This window comes from Desulfonatronospira thiodismutans ASO3-1 (genome assembly GCF_000174435.1).
Lineage (GTDB): Bacteria > Desulfobacterota > Desulfovibrionia > Desulfovibrionales > Desulfonatronovibrionaceae > Desulfonatronospira > Desulfonatronospira thiodismutans.
Genome location: NZ_ACJN02000002.1, coordinates 392,259 through 411,885 on the forward strand (window position 1 = coordinate 392,259; position 19,627 = coordinate 411,885).

Genomic DNA, 19,627 nt, shown 5'->3' on the forward strand with positions numbered 1-19,627 from the left:
CCAGCAGGAGTATTTTACAGATGCATGCGACAGAGTGTTGCCACGCCTCGATCTGCTCCCCTCCTTGGCTAAGGAGGGGGTGGGGGTGGTTCGATACTTAGCCCCCTTCCATACCCGGCTTCTTTCCAGGCCAAGCAGGGGAGCTGTACCGTGGCCTGGATTTACTTGTGTGGTGGACTTCTGGAATGTTTATAAGGAAGGGATTTCATACAACCACCCCCGACCCCTCCTTGGCTAAGGAGGGGAGCTACACCGTGCCCTGGATTTGCTTGGGTGGTGAAAGCTTAGGCTAATCCCGGAAAATAGAATTATAAACCTGGGTAGGCGGCGACCTTTTAATTTTCCGCATGTTGCCCAGAACCCCCCACCCTGAAACTGTTACGTTATTTTCAGGTAGTTGCCTAAACCCAAGCGAATGAATTGCCCCAGCCCACCTCTGTCTGCTTTTAAGCTGATAACCGGTGTCGGGGGCCAGGCCATCGTCTAATGGAGGCTTTGTGTATTTCCCTGTGGCAGAAATCCAAGTGGCCCCGTGGATCCCTTTCCTGGCCGGCTTTGCAGTGGCTTTTGTCTGCAGCATGGGCGGGGTGTCCGGAGCCAACCTCCTTCTTCCCTTCCAGGTAAGTATTCTCGGGTTCACCACCCCTGCGGTGAGCGCAACCAACCATCTGTTCAATATTGTGGCCATACCCAGCGGAGTATACCGGTTCATAAGAGAAGGACGCATGGTCTGGCCCCTGACCATCACGGTGATCGCCGGGACAGTGCCCGGGGTGATCATCGGCGTTTTCTTCCGGGTGCAGTTCCTTCCCGATCCCACTCACTTCAAGGTGTTTGCAGGGCTTGTCCTGATGTACATCGGATTGGTCATGGCCCGTTCCCTGATTAAAAAACCACCACCGGGCGCAGACAAGGCCTCTTCGGAAAAGCGATTCCAGGAACTGGTCAGCCGGTGGCACAAAAAGGAAAAAAAGTCCCGGGACCCTCTGCCCAGGGTTATGCTCCACCATTTCGGACTGAAAAGAATTGAATATTCGTTTTATGGCGAGCACATATCTGCTCCAACCATGGGTATATTTACCCTGTCAGCCATTGTGGGTGTGGTGGGCGGCATGTACGGCATCGGCGGAGGGGCGATAATCGCTCCCTTTTTCGTGGCCGTTTTCAAGCTGCCGGTATACACTATAGCCGGGGCCTGCCTCATGGGCACGCTTATAACATCTGTGGTGGCGGCAGTCGTATTTCAGGCCATAGCTCCTTTCTATCCCGAAATGGCGGTGGCCCCGGACTGGCTGCTGGGAATACTTTTGGGCGTGGGAGGCATGCTGGGCATGTATGCCGGAGCCAGGACCCAGAAATTTATCCCGGCCAACTTGATCAAGTTGCTCCTGACCTTCATCCTGATCTTTACCGGGGGACGCTACATGCTCAGCTTCCTGTTTTAGACAGTGACTTACTCTTTTAGACAGTTTTGAAAAAAATCATCAGATTGAGGCTGTTGGATTTATGACCCTTGCTGGGCTGGGACTGAAAGCTAAGGAAGTTGATATCGAGCCGAAAGCTTTAATCTTTGCCAAAGTTTAAACCCGGGACAGGCGCGCTGTATGGACAATTCCCCGCCTTCAGACAAGGCCGTATTTGAAATCCGGGGCCTGAGCAAGACCTACCGCATGGGGGAAGTGATCATTCACGCCCTGCGCGGGGTGGACCTGGACCTGTACCAGGGCGAACTGGCGGTGCTTCTGGGGGCCTCAGGCTCAGGCAAGTCCACTCTTCTCAACATCCTGGGCGGACTGGACTCGGCCGGAGACGGGGAAATCAGGTATCAGGGCCGAAGCCTTACCCATGCCGGGGAACGGGCGCTCACCGATTATCGCCGCAATCACGCAGGCTTTGTTTTCCAGTTCTACAACCTCATCTCCAGCCTGACCGCCCGGGAGAACGTGGCCATTGTCACCGAGATCAGCCGCGACCCCATGACGCCGGAAGAGGCCCTGGAACTGGTGGGCCTGGGTAAGCGCATGGATCACTTTCCGGCCCAGCTTTCCGGGGGGGAGCAGCAGCGGGTGGCCATCGCCCGGGCCGTGGCCAAGCGCCCCTTTGTTCTCTTATGCGACGAACCCACAGGTGCCCTGGATTCCAAAACCGGGGTCCGGGTTCTGGAGGTCATCGAGCATATAAACGCCACGCTGGGAACCACTACTGTGGTCATCACCCACAACGAAGTCATAGGCCGGATGGCCCACCGCGTAATCCGCATCAGTGACGGCCGCATAGCCTATGTCCAGCCCAATTCCCACAGGCTGCCGCCCGGGGAGCTGAAATGGTAAGGGCCATTAATCGCAAGCTGTTTCGGGATCTGTGGGAGCTAAAGGGGCAGGTGGCGGCCATCTCGGTGGTACTGGGGGCGGGGGTGATGGTTCTGATCCTGGCGGTGACCATTCTGGATGCCGTCAACCTCTCCAAAGACCGGTTCTATCAGACCCACAATTTCGCCCATATCTTCTGCGACCTGAAGCGCGCGCCTGAATTCGTCTCCAGCCGCCTGGAAGAAATTCCCGGAGTAAGCGCGGTCCAGACCAGGGTAGCAGCCCCGGTGCGCCTGGAGGTTCCGGCCTTTGATGATCCGGTGCGGGGGCGGGTCTTGTCCATTCCCAACGGAGATCAGCCCCGGCTGAACCGTCTGTACTTGCGCCGGGGCAGCCTTCCTGAGCCGGATCAGCCCGGACAGGCGGTAATCAGCGAGCCCCTGGCCCAGGCCCACAGCCTGAAGCCCGGCGATGAACTAAGAGCCATCATCAGAGGCCGGCTGGAGACCTTGACCATCAGCGGAGTGGCCCTCTCTCCGGAGTTTGTCTATCAGCTCGGCCCAGCTGATCTTATTCCGGACTACGAGCGCTTCGGCGTACTCTGGATGAACCGCCGTGACCTGGAAGCGGCCTTTGATATGCAGGGAGCTTTTAACAGCGTACTTGTCAGCCTGCAGTCCGGTGCCCATGAAGCATCGGTCCTGGATGCCCTGGATGAGATACTTGCCCCTTACGGCGGGGTTGGGGCCTATGGGCGCGAAGATCAGGTCTCGCACAGATTCCTGCAGGATGAACTTGACCAGTTGAGGGTCATGGCCGTGGTCCTGCCCCTGATTTTCCTGGGGGTGGCCGCTTTTCTGCTGAGCGTGCTCCTGAGCCGGATCATCAGCACCCAGCGCCGCCAGATCGCGGTGCTCAAAGCCTTTGGATACACCAATCAAGAAATCGGCCTGCACTACATCCTGTTTTCGGGCCTGATTGTGACTTCTGGCTGTATTCTTGGGGTGGGCCTGGGCCTGTGGGCCGCCGGGGAACTGGCCGCCCTGTACGGCGAATATTTCCGCTTTCCGGAGCTTATTTTCAGGCTGAGCCCCCGGATTCTGGCCCTGGCTGTGTTTGTTGCTCTTGCTGCCGCCTTGCTGGGGATTTTCCGGGCGGTACGCGGCGCGGTAAGCAGCCCTCCGGCCGAGGCCATGCGTCCTCCTGCCCCTGAAAAATTTTCCCTGGGGTCATTTCAGGGTCCAGTCTGGAACAGGATACTGGATCAGACCGGGCGGATCATCCTGCGCAACCTGGCCCGCAAGAGATTCAAGGCCTTGATGTCCGTGCTGGGCATTGCCCTGTCCGGGTCCCTGCTGCTTCTTGGAAGCTACCAGTTCGGCTCGGTGGATCATATGCTGGATACTCAGTATCGGCTGGTCCAGAAAATGGATGTGCACCTGGTGTTTACCGAGTCCGTGCATGAGCAGTCCAGCAGGGAGCTTGAAGTCCTGCCCGGTGTGCTTTTCGTGGAAACCTACCGCAGCGTACCGGTGCGCTTGAAGCATGGGCAGAGGGACTATCGGACCAGCATTATGGGCATGGAGCAAAAACCGGCCCTGCGCGGAATCCTGGACCAGGACTTCAGCCAGGTGAAGCTGCCCCTCCAGGGACTGGTGCTGACTGATTACCTGGCCGGGCATCTGGGGGTTGAGCCCGGGGACACGCTGCAGGTGGAAATCATGGAGGGCCGCCGCCGAAACGTGGAGATGGAGGTGGCCCGCCTGGTGCAGGAGCCCATCGGGGTGGGGGCCTACATGGAGCGCCGGGCCCTGAACAGGGTCATGGGGGAGGGACCGGCAGTGTCCGGTGCCTGGCTGCTCACTGACCACACCCGGCACTTTGAGCTTTATGAGCATTTGTGGGACACTCCGGCTATCGCCGGGATCGGAGTCACATCACAGGCCGAGGTCAATATCCGCAGCTATATCCAGGATACTGCCCTGGGATTCATGGCGGTCTTGCTTGTCATGGCCGGTTCCATAGCCTTTGCCGTGGTCTACAATAATGCCCGTATCGCCTACGAGGAGCGCTACCGCGAACTGGCCACCCTCAGGGTCCTGGGAATGACCCGGGTGGAAGTGGGCTGGATTCTTGTGGGCGAAATACTGGTAGTCACCCTGGCGGCCATCCCCCTGGGCTGGCTTCTGGGGGCCGGTTTTGCCTACGGGTTGAACCAGGCCCTGAGTACGGATTTCTTCCGGCTGCCCTTCGTGCTGCAGCCGGGGGTGTTTGCCTTTTCCGCGGCCGGGGTGCTGCTGGCCACGTTTTTGTCCGTACTCTTGATTCTACGCAGACTGCTGCGTCTGGACATGGTGGAAGCCCTGAAGACGGAATAGTTGGGGACGGGGCTGGCGCAAACAAGTCAGATCATCCACAAAACGGCAGAGAAACAAAGATGAGCACAAGAAAGAAAATTATCCTGGTTCTGGCCGGACTGGCCATCCTGGGAGCTCTGGCCGCAGCCCTAACCCCTTCCCCGGTGCCGGTGAGCACGGTGCAGGTGGAAAAGGGCTACTTTGCCGAGTACGTGGAGGACGAAGGCTACACCAGGCTTAAAACCACCTACGTCATGAGTGCTCCGGTGCAGGGGTATCTGCACCGGGTGGATCTGGAGCCGGGGGACGGAGTGCAGGCCGGTGAGGTTTTGTTCAGCATGGAGGCTCTGCCCGCCCCCGGGCTGGACCTTCGAGCCCAGGAGCAGGCCAGGGAGAATCTGAGGGCTGCCCGGGCCAGGCTGGAATCTGCCCGGGCCGAACATGAAAACGCCCGGATACAGATGGACTACGCGGCCAGGGAAGTCAGACGCCATGAAGAACTTTTTGCCCATAATGTAATATCGGCCTCGGTCATGGACAAGATGCACAATGAACAGATGCGGGCCACTGCGGCAAAGAAAGCGGCCCGTTCGGCCATGGAGGCAGCGCTCTTTGAAAAGGAAAATGCCCGGGCGGTGCTGGACATTACCCAGGGGGCGCGCCTCGGGCGGGAACAGGGTCTTAAGATCAGGTCCCCGGTGTCCGGGATGGTGCTGAACCGGATGCATTACCAGGAAGGAACTGTGCCTGCCGGGGTGGAGATTCTGGAAATCGGAGACCTGGATGAACTGGAAGTGCGGGTGGATCTTTTATCCATGGATGCGGTCAGGGTGAGGCCCGGGATGCGGGTGGAGCTTGAGCGCTGGGGGGGAGAAAAACCCCTTGCCGGCAGGGTGCGCCGGGTGGAACCGGCGGGTTTCACCAAGATATCCGCTCTGGGCGTGGAGGAGCAGAGGGTGCCCGTGCTGGTGGAGATCACCAGTCCCAGGCAGGATTGGGAGCAGTTGGGCAAAGAGTACCGGGTGGAGGCCAGGTTTATTCTTTGGGAGGGCCTGGAAGTAATGTCCGTGCCTTCCAGCGCCCTGTTCCGGGAAAACGGTAAGTGGCAGCTATTTGTGCTTCAGGAGGGCCGGGCCATGGTACGCCGGGTGGAGACCGGGCGGCGCAGCGGGCTCCGGACCCAGGTGGTTCAGGGGCTGGAACCCGGAGAGAAGGTAATCACTCATCCCGGAGATCAGGTCCGGGACGGGGTGCGGGTGGATATTGGACAATAATAGTTTTAAAATACAGCCAAGACTTCATGTAAGGTACAATGCAACTGTTCAGCACATTTTGTGTGTACTCTTGTTCTGGCCATCGGTGTCGGGGTCGGTATCGGTATCGGGGTCGATAGAAAACCGAAAGCCAAAGTTGCGCGGGGCCTTCCCCAACAGCTTCGATACCGATCCCGATTCCGATACCGACCCCGACAAAACCAGTTGTCATGGTGAACAATTACGGTACAATCAGCTTAAGTGCCGGCCTGCAGGTATTCCCGGTCCCCTGGCGAATAGACCCTGGCATTGATACTTCTCCCAGATCTGATGCAGGTAAAAATTACAGGGGATCCTTTGCTGGTTACTAACTGGCACTGCTTTGTTTTTACTGACTTCTGACATCTGATCTCTGATTCCAAGTTGCATTCAAGATGATTTCTCCAGACAGTTATGAATATCACTAAGTTCGGAAAACCAGAAAAAATTATACCACAGAGTACACAGAGGCACACAGAGTTAGCAGTGTCATCTTATGCCTTTTTCTCTGTGAATCTCTGTGCTCTCTGTGGTGTCAAACATTTGATGACAACGGGTATAAAGATCACCTTGAATGCAAATAGTAATGAAATCTGATCTCTGACATCTGACTTCTGTATTCACAACTGCCAGGCACATGATATGACGTCCAAGCCCGGCTACATGTTTAACAGACGGGCAGCACTCCCTGTGCAAACCTATTTTATAAGCCTGTTGCGCATGGACCTGATGCTCAGGAAATAAAAAACCGCTGCAAATCCTTTCAGGTAAAAGAGGCTGACCAGCAGGTTTGATTCCATCCGGCCCATGGTGCAGAGTCTGGTCAACTCCACCAGATGATACAGGGGCGAAATCCGGGCCAGATGCTGGCCCCACTCCGGCAGGCTGGCAACCGGGAAAAACGTTCCGCTGAAAAGAAAAAGCGGGGTCACCAATAGAAAAAAGGGCAGGTTGAACATGTCAATGCTTGGAGTTATCCCGGTAAAGAACATGCCCACCGAACCGAATACCATCCCGCCGAGAAAGGCCAGGGGGATTACCACCAAAGCCCAGGGATAGACCGCAAAACCCAGCACTGAAATTACCCCCAGGATTATGACTGCAGCCATCATGGACTTGGTGGCCCCCCAGACGATCTCCGCAGTGACTACTTCCTCCAGGGACAGTGGCGTGGCCAGCATGGCATCGAAGGTCTTCTGATAGTACATGCGCACAAAAGAAGCATAGGTGTTTTCAAAAAAGGCGTTGAACATTATGGCCGTGGCCAGAAGAGCCGGGGCAATGAACTGTATGTAGCTAAGCTTCTCTCCTGCGTAGACCACGTCTCCAATGAGCCCGCTTAGGCCTATGCCGAATGCGGCCAGATAGAAAAGGGGCTCTAACAGGGGAACCATGAAGTTGACCTTCCAGGTGCGGCGGTAGACTATGAGATTTCTTTTCCAGACCGGCAGGAACAAAAAAGTCAGATCGGTTCTCTTCATTCCCGAAGCTCCCTTCCTGTGAGACGCAGAAACACGTCTTCAAGAGTCCCGCTGCGAAACAGGCATTTGTCCGGACAGAATTTCTGCCTGATGACCTTTCCCAGCCCGTTCAGGTCGTCGGTATAAATTATCAGTCTGCCCGCCAGCTGCTCGTGGTTGATTTTTTTCTGCTCCACAAAGCTTTGAAGCTCCTGCCCGGGACTTTCCACCTCTATCACCGATGTCCCGGCAAATTCACGGATGAGGCCATCCGGGGAACCCTGCACCAGGATCCTGCCATGATCCATGATCACAATCCTGTGGCAGAGACTGGCCGCCTCTTCCATGTAGTGGGTGGTCAGGACCAGGGTCAGTCCCCTGGTCTGCAGCTCTTTGAGCTTGTCCCAGACCTGGTGTCTTGACTGGGGGTCCAGACCTGTGGTGGGCTCGTCCAGGATGATCAGACCGGGCTCGTTGATAAGGGACCTGGCCAGCATGAGCCGCCTGGCCATGCCTCCCGAGAGCTGGCTGACCCGGGCATCTTTTTTGTGGTTCAGGGCAAAGAAGTCCAGCAGTTCACGGGTACGTTCTGCAGCCTTTTGCCTGGGGATGCGGTAATACCCGGCAAAGACGAGGAGGTTTTGCTCAACGCTCAGGTCCGGGTCCAGTGTGTTTTCCTGCTGGCAGACGCCGATTCTGGAGCGGATATGCCTCCACCCGGTCTTGATGTCCAGGCCGAAAACCTTGATATTTCCAGAACTCAAGGGAGAAAATCCGTACATCATCCTGATGACAGAGGTCTTGCCCGCGCCGTTGGGACCAAGGAGGCCGAAGAACTCCCCTTCTTCCACCTGAAAGCTCACATCGTCCACGGCAGTGAACTGCCCGAACCTCTTGCCCAGACTAATGGCTTCAATTACCGGGTTTATCGATTTCATCGGGACATCTTATGCGGATCACAGAGCATAAGCAAGATCCTGACTCCCGCCCGGGTCCTGCCTTCAGTCACGCGCCCTGCCACGCGCTTCGCGTGGTTAGCGTGGTCAGCGTGACAAAAAACTTTTTGCAGGCGTATCCTCTTGAGTTTCAGGGTAGCTGCGGGGGTGTGAAACTCGTGCCTTGGAACCTGCTTCAGGAAATGGACGCCAGGTGCACATTGTCCTGACTTCGGGCCAGGTCCACCATGGCTTCGGTAAATCCGGACTGGCTGAAAAAAACATAGTGTTTTTCAGAGCCGTCCGGCAAAGAAACGCTTTGTGCCTTTTCCATCAATTGCCGGTAAACATCCGCATCCACAGGTGCGGCAGTATACTTGCACTCACCGAATACCGCATGCTCCCGGTTCTCAGTGACGCCCAGAAGATCTATCTCCACATCCTTGTCCCACCATCTGCCAGCCTGGATCAGCTGAATATGCGGCGATTTGACAAGCCCCTTCTGCATAAGCCACTGCCTGCATATGTCTTCGTACACACAACTGACATGACTTGACCTGAATTGATCTTTGATCTTTTTAATAACTACTTCAGTGTTCTCAATCTCCAGGTAGCTTCTATAGGGATGGACGAATCTGAACCAGAAACTGATGAAGTTGTCTGTAATTCGATACAGGCCCTTTTTGCTTTTTTCCGGGTTCTTTTCAGTGATGGGAACTTCTCTGACAATGAGATCCAGTTCCTGCAGGGTTTTGAGATATTTTGTCAGCCCGGACTGATTCATGCCCAGGGCAGAGGAGATCCTGCCCAGCTTTCTGTTGCCGGCTGCAATGGTTTTGACCAGGGAAAAGTAAGTTCCAGTTTCGCCGAATTCTTTTTCCAGTAAAAAAACCGGCTCTTCAAATAAAAAGCTCTGCCTGGACAGAATATTTCTTTCTATGGCCTGGAAGATATCCGTGGCTGGTGTAAACAGTTCAATATATCTGGGCACCCCTCCGGTCACAGCATAGTACTCGATGAGGTTGATGCGCTCAGGGTGTTTGAAAAAGAGTCCATAATCCTGATATGAAATCTGATCCAGCCTGATCTGTCCGGTCCGTCTTCCATACAGGGGACTGGAATAGGAGAGAGCCTGCTCCACCATCATGCCCACGAGAGAGCCGCAGAGGATGACCATGGACCTGGATCCGGCCAGCATCTGATCCCAGATTCTCTGGAAAATGGAAGGAAAAGATGTCCGGGCCTTGCCCAGGTATTGAAATTCATCAATGGCAATGATTTTCTTTTTTTCCGGCTGGTGCTCATTAAGCACGGAAAAGATTTCATCCCATTCCAGAAGGACATCTTTTTTTAGTAAGGTGTTATGTGTGAAATCCGAGACTGCGTGTTGAAAGTTTCTCCTGTTTTCCCGTTCTGATTCCTCTGTAGCCACAAAATAAAAAGCGTTTTTTTCCTGAATGAATTGTTTGATCAGGGTGGTTTTGCCTATCCTTCTGCGACCATAAAGGATTACCAGCGAGGCCCTGTCCTGAGCGAACTCATCCTCAAGGAATTGAATCTCTTTCTTTCTACCAATAAAAAATGACATTTAGTGACTTACTCCTGAAACCCTGTCATAAAAAACAAGAAACTTAGACAGGATTAACAGGATGGATAGGATAATCAGCCACCGGCCTGATGCCGCTGACTGGATTTACCATCCAGCACTCACTTTCTTCCGACATTCATGAGTGCCGGAAAAAAGTGAGTGCTGGAGTGATTACCTTTTGGCCTGGCTTCCGCCTGTCCCGTTTAATTGCTCGCAGAGCAAGCCCGAAGGGCATTAAACTGGGAGCCAGGACAAAAATGTTTTTCTCTTAATCAATCTCTTAATCCTGTTAATCCTGTCAAAAAAGTTCTTTTCTTTATTGGGTTGCGGGCAAAACCCGCCTTAGTCATTATATTTTACAAAGTTACGCCTGTCAATTATAATAATTCATTTTATTATAAAATTTTTTATTTTTTTCCCATGGACAAATGACCCTGACAAGGAAAGCCTGGCCTGGTTTGATCATACTGGCGAATACAAACATCTTGACCCCCAAGCCTGCAACGCTTTAAATGCCCTGGTTACAGCAGCGCACCTGTTGACCAAAAAGACCCAGGGCGTATCTGTTTAGCGCTTTGCATGTGGCATGGGGACTGGCTCTTCCGGGACCCACTTGTCCCAAAAAATGAGATGTTTTAAGCACAAAATGATGCTCAAGTGGGTCCCGGAGTGCCTGTCCCCTGCTTTCCTTAAAAGCGCTAAACAGATACTGTTCGTGCATGGCCTGCAGTGCATGCTAAGCGCTGGAATGAGCCTTTACCGCATATCCGCCTCTTTCAAGGATCACTTTGAGAGTGCCCATCTGGATGGAATCGTCGTTGACTACTACAATGCATGGCTTTTTGGGTTGCTTTGATTGCATCTGCATTTTTGGATGTTCCCTTTAGCATTGATCAAGGATGTCCGACAGTTTTTCAAACTCCTGCTCTGCCTCGGGCAGCAGGCGTTCCAGCCCGGCCAGTTGGCCGGATTTTCCAGCAACCTCAATTTCCTGCAGCACTGCAGCCAGGGCTTTGGCCCCGACGGTGGCTGCAGAGCCCTTGAGGGCGTGGCTGATTTCATGGACAGCCTTGGAATCCTGCACACGTATCGCCTCGGCCAGGCTGGCCAGCTTTTCGGGTGTTGTCTGAATGAATTCCTGCACGATGCTGGCTGCAAGCTCTTCGTCTTCCAACCTCAGCAGCAAATCCGCCTTGTCGAAAACCGGCGGCCCGGAGTCCGGTTCCAATGATGACTGCTCAGTGATGAGTAATGAAGAGAACTCAGTTTCCGCCTGCGTCCCTCCGCCTTCATCATTCATCATTCCTCTTTCATCATTTCTTACCGGCAGCCACTTCTCCAGTACCTGGGACAGCCGCCCCGGCTCCACGGGCTTGGCCAGATAGTCGTCCATGCCTGCTTCCATGCATCGTTCCCGGTCCCCGCGCATGGCGTGGGCGGTCATGGCGATAATTGGAATTCTGAATTCTGGGATTCTGGAATTAAGGGATTGAGGAATTAAGGGATTGAGGGATTCAGGAATTGAGGAATTTTGGGATTCGCTCTTTAGCCTCTGATCTCTGACTTCTAACTCCCGACCTCTGATCTCTGCGGCGCGGATGCGCCGCGTAGCTGCAAGCCCGTCCATCTCCAGCATCTGCACGTCCATGAGCACCAGGTCGTAGGGGACGGTTTTCAGGGCTTTAATTGCTTCGAGGCCGTTGGCCACGGCATCCGCGGACAAGCCAAAATTTTTGAGCATGGCCAGGGCCACCTGCTGGTTGGTGATATTGTCTTCGGCCAACAGGATGCGCGCCTTGCGGTCTGAAAAGTCAATCTTTCCAGACCTGCTCTTTTCTTCACGGGCTGAATGCCGGGTGACCAGGTCCTGAGGTTCATCACCGGCCATGACCAGGGACAGGCAGTCGAACAGTTCGTCGTGGCGAAGCGGCTTGGCCAGGAATGCTGCGAACCAGATATCCTTCATCCGCCTGGCATCGCCTTGCATGCCGGCCGAGGACATCATCACCAGGCGCACGTCCTGCAGCTTCTGGTCGGCCCGGATGGTCCGGCCCAGAAACTCGCCATCCATGCCGGGCATCTGCATGTCAATGATGGCCAGATGATAAGGGTCGTCCTCGGCCAGGGCAGTGTACAGCCGGCCCAGGGCGGTAGGACCGTCCTTGGCCTCGTCCGGACGCATGCCCCAGCCCAGCAGGCGGGTCATCAGGATTTCACGATTCGTCGCATTGTCGTCCACAATCAGCGCACGCACATCCAGCAGATCGGCGGGCACCGGGACCTCGGCCTCCGCTGTCCCGGCCAGGGCCAAACGGATGGTGAACCAGAACGTGGTCCCCTGTCCTTCAACGCTGTCCACGCCCACGTCGCCGCCCATCATTTCGGCCAGCTGTTTGGAAATGGCCAACCCCAGTCCCGTGCCGCCGAACTTCCGGGTAATGGAGGCATCCACCTGGGAAAAACTCTGAAACAGATCGCCCACCTTGTCCGCGGGAATGCCGATGCCGGTGTCCCTCACCGAAAAGTGAAGCATACAGAACTCTTGTGACTCCTGACTCCTGACTCCTGACTCCTGAATACTGACTCTCACCACCACCTCGCCCCGTTCCGTGAACTTCACCGCGTTGCCGACCAGGTTGGTCAGGATCTGGCGGATGCGGCCGGGATCGCCGATGAGGTTGTCCGGGACGTCCGGGTCCGCGCTACAGATGAATTCCAGGCCTTTTTCCTCGGCCTTGAAGGCCATCATGGAGGCAAAGTTGTCCAGCGTGTCCCGCAGGTCGAAATTCAGGGCCTCCAGTTCCAGCTTGCCGGACTCGATCTTGGAAAAGTCCAGGATGTCGTTGAGCAGCGCCAGCAGGGCCTGGCCGCTGGAGCGCACGGTTTCGGCATAGCGGCGCTGGGTCTCGTTCAGGTCCGTTTCCAGGAGCAGGCCGGTCATGCCGATGACGCCGTTCATCGGGGTCCGGATTTCGTGACTCATATTGGCCAGGAATTCACTTTTGGCCCTGCTGGCCGCATCGGCCTGCATTGTGGCAATGCGCAACCGCTCCTGGTCCTGGACCCTCTCGGTAATGTCCTGCTGAATGCCGAACCAGCGGCAGTCGCCGTTGTCAAAAAAGACGGGATTCGATTCCACCAGCGCAAAGCGGACCTCGCCATTGATGACAACCCGGCCTTCCCAGTGAAAACGCTTTTTCTCCCGGGCAGCCTCCTGGTTGAGCAAAATGAAATTTTCCAGCTCTTCGGGATGGATCATATTGAAGGCAACCGCCGAATTGGCCAGCACATCTTCACGACGGAGGTGATTCATCGCGCACCATCCGTCGCTGACGTATTCAAATTCCTGTCGGCCATCGGCCCGGATCCAGAACACGTACACCCCCACCGACATGTAGACGACCAGATCGTTGAAGCGCCCCAGGGTTTCGCTCAACGCCTCCTCCGCACGCTTGCGGTCCGTAATGTCGGCCAGGACGCCCTCCCAGACCGTGGTGCCGTCGGCAAGAGTGCGTGGCTTGGATTCAGCTGTGACCCACCTGACCTCGCCATGGGCGACAACCCTCGTCTCGCCAAAGAAAGGCGTTTTCTCCGCAAAGGCCTTGGCGTTCAGTGCCACCCAGGCGTCAAAGTCGTCAGGGTGTACGCAGGCAAAGGCTTTCAGCGGGTCAGACGCGGCCTTTTCGCGGGTCAATCCGGTCAGTTCCAGAAACTGGCTGCTCATGAACGCGAACCGCGCCATTCCGCCCTCGGGGGGCTGCACCATGGTATAGGTGCCGACAGGGATGTTCTCGGTCAGATCATAGGCTGTCTTCTCCAGCCTTTCCTCCGCGATGCGCAGGGCCTCTTCAGCCTGCTTCCGGGCGCTCTGGTCGTACATGTAGCTGCGAATGCCCGTCAGGGCGCCTTCTTCATCGCGAACCAGCAGGGTGAAATCGTAGGTCCAGAGGTAGTAGCCGGCTTTGGTCCGCAACCTGTAGGATGTTTCAAAGGAGTCAATGTAATTGGCGATATTATGCCTGAGCTCATTGACGATTCCCTCCACATCATCAGGATGAATTATTTCTGTATACCAAAAATTTGAATGCTGCATCTCTTCAGGACTGTATCCGAGAATCTGTTCAACATTGGATGAAGCGAATTTCACAGTCCATCGCCCCTGCATCTCAGGTGACCACTCCATGGTGAACACGGGGCCGGCGGCAAAGAGGTTCCGCTCATTTTCCAGGTCTTCAACAGCCTTCTTGTGCTCGGTAATGTCCCTGCTGATGCCGAAAATGCCGCTCACTTTCTGTTTGTCGTCAAAAACCGGCCATTTATTGGTCTGGACATATCCTGTTTCGCCGGTTTCCTTGTAAAATGGATTGACCCTGTTCAAAATCGGCTTTCCTTCATTGAAGACAGGTTTTTCTTCTTCATTGTAAATAGTTGCCGTATCATGAGGAAACACCTCAAAATCGTGCTTGCCGATCATCTCCCTCCAGTGCGCATGGTTTGTAATATCAGCCAGGGTCTGACTGCAAAAAATGAATCTGCTGTTGATATCTTTATAGTAGATAAAGTCGCTTGTCTGGTTCAAGATGACTTCAAGGCTGTGGGTCAGGTTTTTTCGCTCGTTTTCAATCCGCTCTCTTTTGCGGAGCAGGAACACGATGAGCGCGGTAAAGGAAAGAATGGTCCCGGCTCCAAGAACATAGAGCCATATCAGCGGTGTGAGGATTATCGCGGAGGAATGCCATCCCCCGGAGGGTATCGCCGCGATTTGCCAGCTTCCATGGGGAAGTTCCATCACCTTGGTCAGCGGAGCATTTTCAAAAACCTGGGGATCGCCGAAAAAAACATCGCCCCCGTCTCCGAGAGCGTCCCTGCCCCGAATGGCGGTGCGCAAACCATCCTGCTCGTCCCGTATTCCTGCTCCGGCAAAAATTTCGTCACTGTTCATGACCACCGAGGCCATGCCCCAAAATGCTTCCCGGCCTGTGCTTTCGTCCCTTCTGGAGATGGGAATCCGGGCAATAAGTCCCTCTCCGCCCTGGACAAGCGCCAGAGGACCGGCAAGCACGATCTCGTTGACCCTTCGGGCCAGCTCCACGGCCTCGATCTGGTCGGGGAGCGTCCTGTAGTCCAGGCCGACGGCGGCCTCGTTGCCTTCGATGGGGTACATGAACTGAATGACCATGTCCCGGGCAAGACCGATGTTCCGCAAATCGTTTTCCCCGCGAAACTGGACCTCCATGGCCCGGGCAAAGTCATCCTGGGTCAGATCGGGGTTCATGGCCACCAGGGCTTTCACCGCGGAGACCTTGTAGATGTTCGCGGACAACCGGGACGACAGGGACGCCTTCATGCCGTCCAATGCCTGTTGTACGAGTTCAATTTCCTGCTGCTTGCGGCGATCAGATTCAAAATTGGCCAGGATGACGCCGATCAGAACAAAGAGCCCCAGTAGCATGGCAAACAGAGAAATGGCCAGCACCACCGGGCTGCCCTTGCGCTGGTTCGAACCTGATTTTTTTTCAGGGGACAATCGGGGGGGGGTGGGCCGCTTCTTCAGGTGTTTGCCTTTGGTTCATTACCAATCTCCATGAAAATGCAACATGTTATGTAACTAACTCATCCCGGCTTCATGACGCCAAGTTCGGAAAGCAGCCGCTGAAATTCCCATTCCACCCGCGGCCCCAGGGACGTGCAGGCGGCAAGGTCTTCATCCCTCCCGGCAACTTCCAACCGGCTGGCCATTTCCGCCAGGGCATTGGCGCTGACCGACAAGGCCGAGCCCTTGATCGCATGGGCATGGTCGCGCACCGCGGCCAGATCACCGTCAATGATGGCCCGCAGCAGAACTTCCAGGCGTTCCGTGTTCTGCTCCACAAACATCTGCACAATCACCTGGATAAATTCCTGGTCACCGCTCATTTGCTCCAACAACTTCTCCCTGTCGTACACCGGGAGGTCACCCCCCCCCTGCGCCGCAGCCCGTTCCTCGCCAGTGTTCCCGCCGGCTTCCTCTCCTGCTTTGCCTTCCGGCCACCCAGCGGAACCAGGCTCATCCCCATGGGAATGATCCCGGGACTCCGCCTCCTCCTTCCCCAGCCACTTATCCAGCATCTCCGCCAACTGGACCGGCTCCAGCGGCTTGGTCAGGTAGTCATCCATCCCCGCCTCCAGACACTGCTCCCGGTAGCCCTGCATGGCATGGGCGGTGAGGGCGATAATTGGAATTCTGAATTCTGGGATTCTGGAATTAAGGGATTGAGGAATTAAGGGATTGAGGGATTCAGGAATTGAGGAATTTTGGGATTCGCTCTTTAGCCTCTGATCTCTGACTTCTAACTCCCGACCTCTGATCTCTGCGGCGCGGATGCGCCGCGTAGCTGCAAGCCCGTCCATCTCCAGCATCTGCACGTCCATGAGCACCAGGTCGTAGGGGACGGTTTTCAGGGCTTTAATTGCTTCGAGGCCGTTGGCCACGGCATCCGCGGACAAGCCAAAATTTTTGAGCATGGCCAGGGCCACCTGCTGGTTGGTGATATTGTCTTCGGCCAACAGGATGCGCGCCTTGCGGTCTGAAAAGTCAATCTTTCCAGACCTGCTCTTTTCTTCACGGGCTGAATGCCGGGTGACCAGGTCCTGAGGTTCATCACCGGCCATGACCAGGGACAGGCAGTCGAACAGTTCGTCGTGGCGAAGCGGCTTGGCCAGGAATGCTGCGAACCAGATATCCTTCATCCGCCTGGCATCGCCTTGCATGCCGGCCGAGGACATCATCACCAGGCGCACGTCCTGCAGCTTCTGGTCGGCCCGGATGGTCCGGCCCAGAAACTCGCCATCCATGCCGGGCATCTGCATGTCAATGATGGCCAGATGATAAGGGTCGTCCTCGGCCAGGGCAGTGTACAGCCGGCCCAGGGCGGTAGGACCGTCCTTGGCCTCGTCCGGACGCAGGCCCCAATCCAGGAAACGGGTAAGCAGGATTTCCCTGTTCGTGGCATTGTCATCCACCACCAGGGCGCGCAGGCCCCGCAGGTCCGCCGACATAGACGGAATTTGGTCACAAGTCTCAGCCAGAGACAAAGGAACAGTGAACCAGAACGTGGTTCCCTGCCCTTCGATGCTTTCCACTCCCACTTCTCCGCCCATCAATTCGGCCAGCTGTCTGGATATGGCCAGGCCCAGGCCTGTGCCGCCGAATTTACGGGTAACGGACGCGTCCACCTGGGAAAAGCTCTGGAAAAGCAGGCCGATCTTGTCTTCCGGGATGCCGATCCCCGTGTCCCTCACAGAAAAGCGAAGCATACAGAACTCTTCTGACTCCTGACTCTTGTCTCCTGTCTCCTGACTCTTGTCTCCTGTCTCCTGACTCTTGTCTCCTGTCTCCTGTCTCCTGACTCCTGACTCCTGAATACTGACTCTCACCACCACCTCGCCCCGTTCCGTGAACTTCACCGCGTTGCCGACCAGGTTGGTCAGGATCTGGCGGATGCGGCCGGGATCGCCGATGAGGTTGTCCGGGACGTCCGGGTCCGCGCTACAGATGAATTCCAGGCCTTTTTCCTCGGCCTTGAAGGCCATCATGGAGGCAAAGTTGTCCAGCGTGTCCCGCAGGTCGAAATTCAGGGCCTCCAGTTCCAGCTTGCCGGACTCGATCTTGGAAAAGTCCAGGATGTCGTTGAGCAGCGCCAGCAGGGCCTGGCCGCTGGAGCGCACGGTTTCGGCATAGCGGCGCTGGGTCTCGTTCAGGTCCGTTTCCAGGAGCAGGCCGGTCATGCCGATGACGCCGTTCATCGGGGTCCGGATTTCATGGCTCATATTGGCCAGGAATTCGCTTTTGGCCTTGCTTGCCGCATCGGCCCTGGTCAGGGCCGCGTCCAGCTCGACAGTCTTACGTTCCATCTGCCGGGCGGTCTCGTGCAGCTTCTCCTCGGCCTGCCTGCGCTCGGTGATGTCGATGGCCGTGGCCAGGACGCAAGGGGCGGCGTTGACCTCGATGCACCGCAAATGAATCTGTACCCAAAAAGAACGGCCGCTTCTGGAACGCATATGCCACTCAAAAACCTGCGGCCCCTGTTCCACGGCCTTTCGGATCCATTCCTGGGCCTCGGCAAAGGAGTACTGTGGGTCCAGCCAGATATTGCCGGTTTGCAGTTCCTCAAGGCTGGCGTACTCACAAAGGTTGCAGGCTGCCTGATTGGCGTCGAGGATGGTTCCGGATTGCGCATCGTTGATGTAGATGGCCACTGGAGAGTCGTGAAACATGGTCTTGAACCTGGTCTCGCTGCGCAGCAGCTCCGCTCCGGAACGTCGCAGGGAGCGCCCGGCCCAAACCAGCCCGGAAAGCCCCAGGCCGCCGATCAGTCCGTGAGCGACGAGCAGGAACAGACGTTGTTGGCCCGCGGCGTCCAGGTAGGGGCGCAAGGGCACGGATACGCTGATTCCGCCCATGGGGTCGCCTTCCTGATATCCTTGTTCCGAATGGCAGGTCAGGCAGGAGGGCAGGGCCACCAGGGGCCGCATCAGCCGAAACACGGGCTGCCCGTCCATCTGCTCCACGGTCACCGCCCGGTCCGCCCCGTCCAGAAAGGTTTGCAGAGCTTCGGTTTCCCAGGGGTCAGCCGCATTAGCCGGACGCAGAGGCTGCAGGCTGGTAATGTGGCCGACCAGTCCGTATTCCTGCCGCCCCAACTCGTGAACCTGCCGGGTCATGTAGGCCGGATTGACCAGGGTCAGCTCCCGGCCGTCCGCGGTAACCACGTCCCGGTGCGGGAGATGGCTGAGATACGGGTTAGGGGGCGTGGCCTCCGTGGGCGGGACATAGACTCCGCCATGCATGGACGCCCAGAGCCGATACGTCACGTCCTTCATGAAAGCCGAATGGGCTTCAGTTTCCGCCAGATCCGTCAGGGACACGCCCACATGCCGCCAGTTCCAGGCCAGGGAACCGCCCAGAACCAGCAGCCAGACCACGGCCAGGATAAGTGTTACGAACCGCCCATTGGCCCGAGGGCCACGAGACAATGGCCTTGCCGGAGAGCTTCCGGGCTCAAATGCCGGGGGGTGCCGCTCAGATTGTGTCATCATGCCCGTGCTCCGCAAGGTAAAGTCAGATTGTTATCAGTCTTTTCCATTTCATGATTCCTACATGGTGATCCGAGGTCAGTTCAAAAACATTTGACAATCTTGTTACATGGTACATTGAATTCTTGCACCTATTCCGCCAGGCCGCCAAGTCACAAGGGTTCTCCGGCCTGGCCGGTCAACTCTCTTCTTTGCCTTGCATTCCCATTCAGGGACGCTGGAGCGTCCGAGGGCTGCGTTCCAAAAAGAACGAAGAACCAGGAACTTTGAACTCTCAAGCTATGTTTTTGGCCCCAAAAAAGGCATTCTAAGGCAATATTTTGGCCCTGTAGAGGTCATTTAATTAATTAGTTCAATAAGTTGATTAGGTCCGACCCCCAACGGTATTCCGGGGCTGGAGCAAAAAACCATCTTATGTTGCCCAGGTACAGCCTTCAAAAATGACAGCCGGCCCTGGCATGTCAATTTTTACCTGCAAAAAGACCATCTCCGGGGCTTTTTTGGAGGGATACCCTGCATTTCCGGCCGGGACCAGGTGAGATGCAGTCACGCCGCCGGAAGCGATCATTATTTTGTAACCCTTCAGGGGGGAGGTATGCCAATTTGCCTGT

At 56.0% G+C, this 19,627-nt stretch carries 10 protein-coding genes; 4 read left to right on the top strand and 6 right to left on the bottom strand.

All coding sequences use genetic code 11. The annotated features are described in order from the left end of the window. Positions 1-497: 497 nt before the first annotated feature. From DTHIO_RS08005 to DTHIO_RS08020, 4 genes are all read left to right on the top strand, one after another. A complete protein-coding gene (locus tag DTHIO_RS08005; RefSeq protein WP_008869812.1) occupies positions 498-1,445 on the top strand; it encodes a sulfite exporter TauE/SafE family protein in 948 nt (315 codons plus the stop codon). A gap of 159 nt (positions 1,446-1,604) precedes the next feature. Continuing rightward, complete coding sequence (locus DTHIO_RS08010) at positions 1,605-2,330, top strand: ABC transporter ATP-binding protein (protein ID WP_008869813.1); 726 nt, start codon at positions 1,605-1,607, stop codon at positions 2,328-2,330. Then, positions 2,324-4,687 (top strand): ABC transporter permease, encoded by a 2,364-nt coding sequence (locus DTHIO_RS08015; protein ID WP_008869814.1) that lies wholly within the window; start codon positions 2,324-2,326, stop codon positions 4,685-4,687. Before DTHIO_RS08010 ends, DTHIO_RS08015 begins: the two co-directional genes overlap by 7 nt. A 59-nt stretch (positions 4,688-4,746) precedes the next feature. Next, positions 4,747-5,940, top strand: coding sequence for an efflux RND transporter periplasmic adaptor subunit (locus tag DTHIO_RS08020; RefSeq protein WP_008869815.1), 1,194 nt, complete (start codon positions 4,747-4,749; stop codon positions 5,938-5,940). A gap of 716 nt (positions 5,941-6,656) precedes the next feature. On the opposite strand, the gene DTHIO_RS08025 is transcribed toward DTHIO_RS08020, so the two are convergent. From DTHIO_RS08025 to DTHIO_RS19720, 6 genes are all read right to left on the bottom strand, one after another. Further along, positions 6,657-7,439 carry an ABC transporter permease gene (locus DTHIO_RS08025; protein ID WP_008869816.1) on the bottom strand — a complete coding sequence of 261 codons (783 nt, stop codon included), beginning with the start codon at positions 7,437-7,439 and terminating at the stop codon, positions 6,657-6,659. Next, entirely contained in the window at positions 7,436-8,356 is a 921-nt protein-coding gene (locus DTHIO_RS08030) for an ABC transporter ATP-binding protein (RefSeq protein WP_008869817.1), read from the bottom strand. Before DTHIO_RS08030 ends, DTHIO_RS08025 begins: the two co-directional genes overlap by 4 nt. A 193-nt stretch (positions 8,357-8,549) precedes the next feature. Then, entirely contained in the window at positions 8,550-9,941 is a 1,392-nt protein-coding gene (locus tag DTHIO_RS08035) for an ATP-binding protein (RefSeq protein WP_008869818.1), read from the bottom strand. Between the two features lie 736 nt (positions 9,942-10,677). Next, positions 10,678-10,803 (bottom strand): hypothetical protein, encoded by a 126-nt coding sequence (locus tag DTHIO_RS22690; protein ID WP_279614620.1) that lies wholly within the window; start codon positions 10,801-10,803, stop codon positions 10,678-10,680. A gap of 21 nt (positions 10,804-10,824) precedes the next feature. Continuing rightward, the gene (locus DTHIO_RS19715) at positions 10,825-15,468 is read right to left on the bottom strand and encodes a PAS domain S-box protein (RefSeq protein ID WP_008869820.1); all 4,644 of its coding nucleotides are present in this window, start codon (positions 15,466-15,468) and stop codon (positions 10,825-10,827) included. Positions 15,469-15,554: 86 nt separating this feature from the next. Beyond that, the gene (locus DTHIO_RS19720) at positions 15,555-19,019 is read right to left on the bottom strand and encodes a response regulator (protein WP_008869821.1); all 3,465 of its coding nucleotides are present in this window, start codon (positions 19,017-19,019) and stop codon (positions 15,555-15,557) included. Positions 19,020-19,627: the final 608 nt, after the last annotated feature.

What these genes read in the sequence shown, in the direction of transcription:
- DTHIO_RS08010 (WP_008869813.1), top strand. Translation starts at nt 1,605, where the DNA reads ATGGACAATTCCCCGCCTTCAGACAAGGCCGTATTTGAAATCCGGGGC.
- DTHIO_RS08015 (WP_008869814.1), top strand. Translation starts at nt 2,324, where the DNA reads ATGGTAAGGGCCATTAATCGCAAGCTGTTTCGGGATCTGTGGGAGCTA.
- DTHIO_RS08020 (WP_008869815.1), top strand. Translation starts at nt 4,747, where the DNA reads ATGAGCACAAGAAAGAAAATTATCCTGGTTCTGGCCGGACTGGCCATC.
- DTHIO_RS08025 (WP_008869816.1), bottom strand. Translation starts at nt 7,439, where the DNA reads ATGAAGAGAACCGATCTGACTTTTTTGTTCCTGCCGGTCTGGAAAAGA.
- DTHIO_RS08030 (WP_008869817.1), bottom strand. Translation starts at nt 8,356, where the DNA reads ATGAAATCGATAAACCCGGTAATTGAAGCCATTAGTCTGGGCAAGAGG.
- DTHIO_RS08035 (WP_008869818.1), bottom strand. Translation starts at nt 9,941, where the DNA reads ATGTCATTTTTTATTGGTAGAAAGAAAGAGATTCAATTCCTTGAGGAT.
- DTHIO_RS22690 (WP_279614620.1), bottom strand. Translation starts at nt 10,803, where the DNA reads ATGCAATCAAAGCAACCCAAAAAGCCATGCATTGTAGTAGTCAACGAC.
- DTHIO_RS19720 (WP_008869821.1), bottom strand. Translation starts at nt 19,019, where the DNA reads ATGATGACACAATCTGAGCGGCACCCCCCGGCATTTGAGCCCGGAAGC.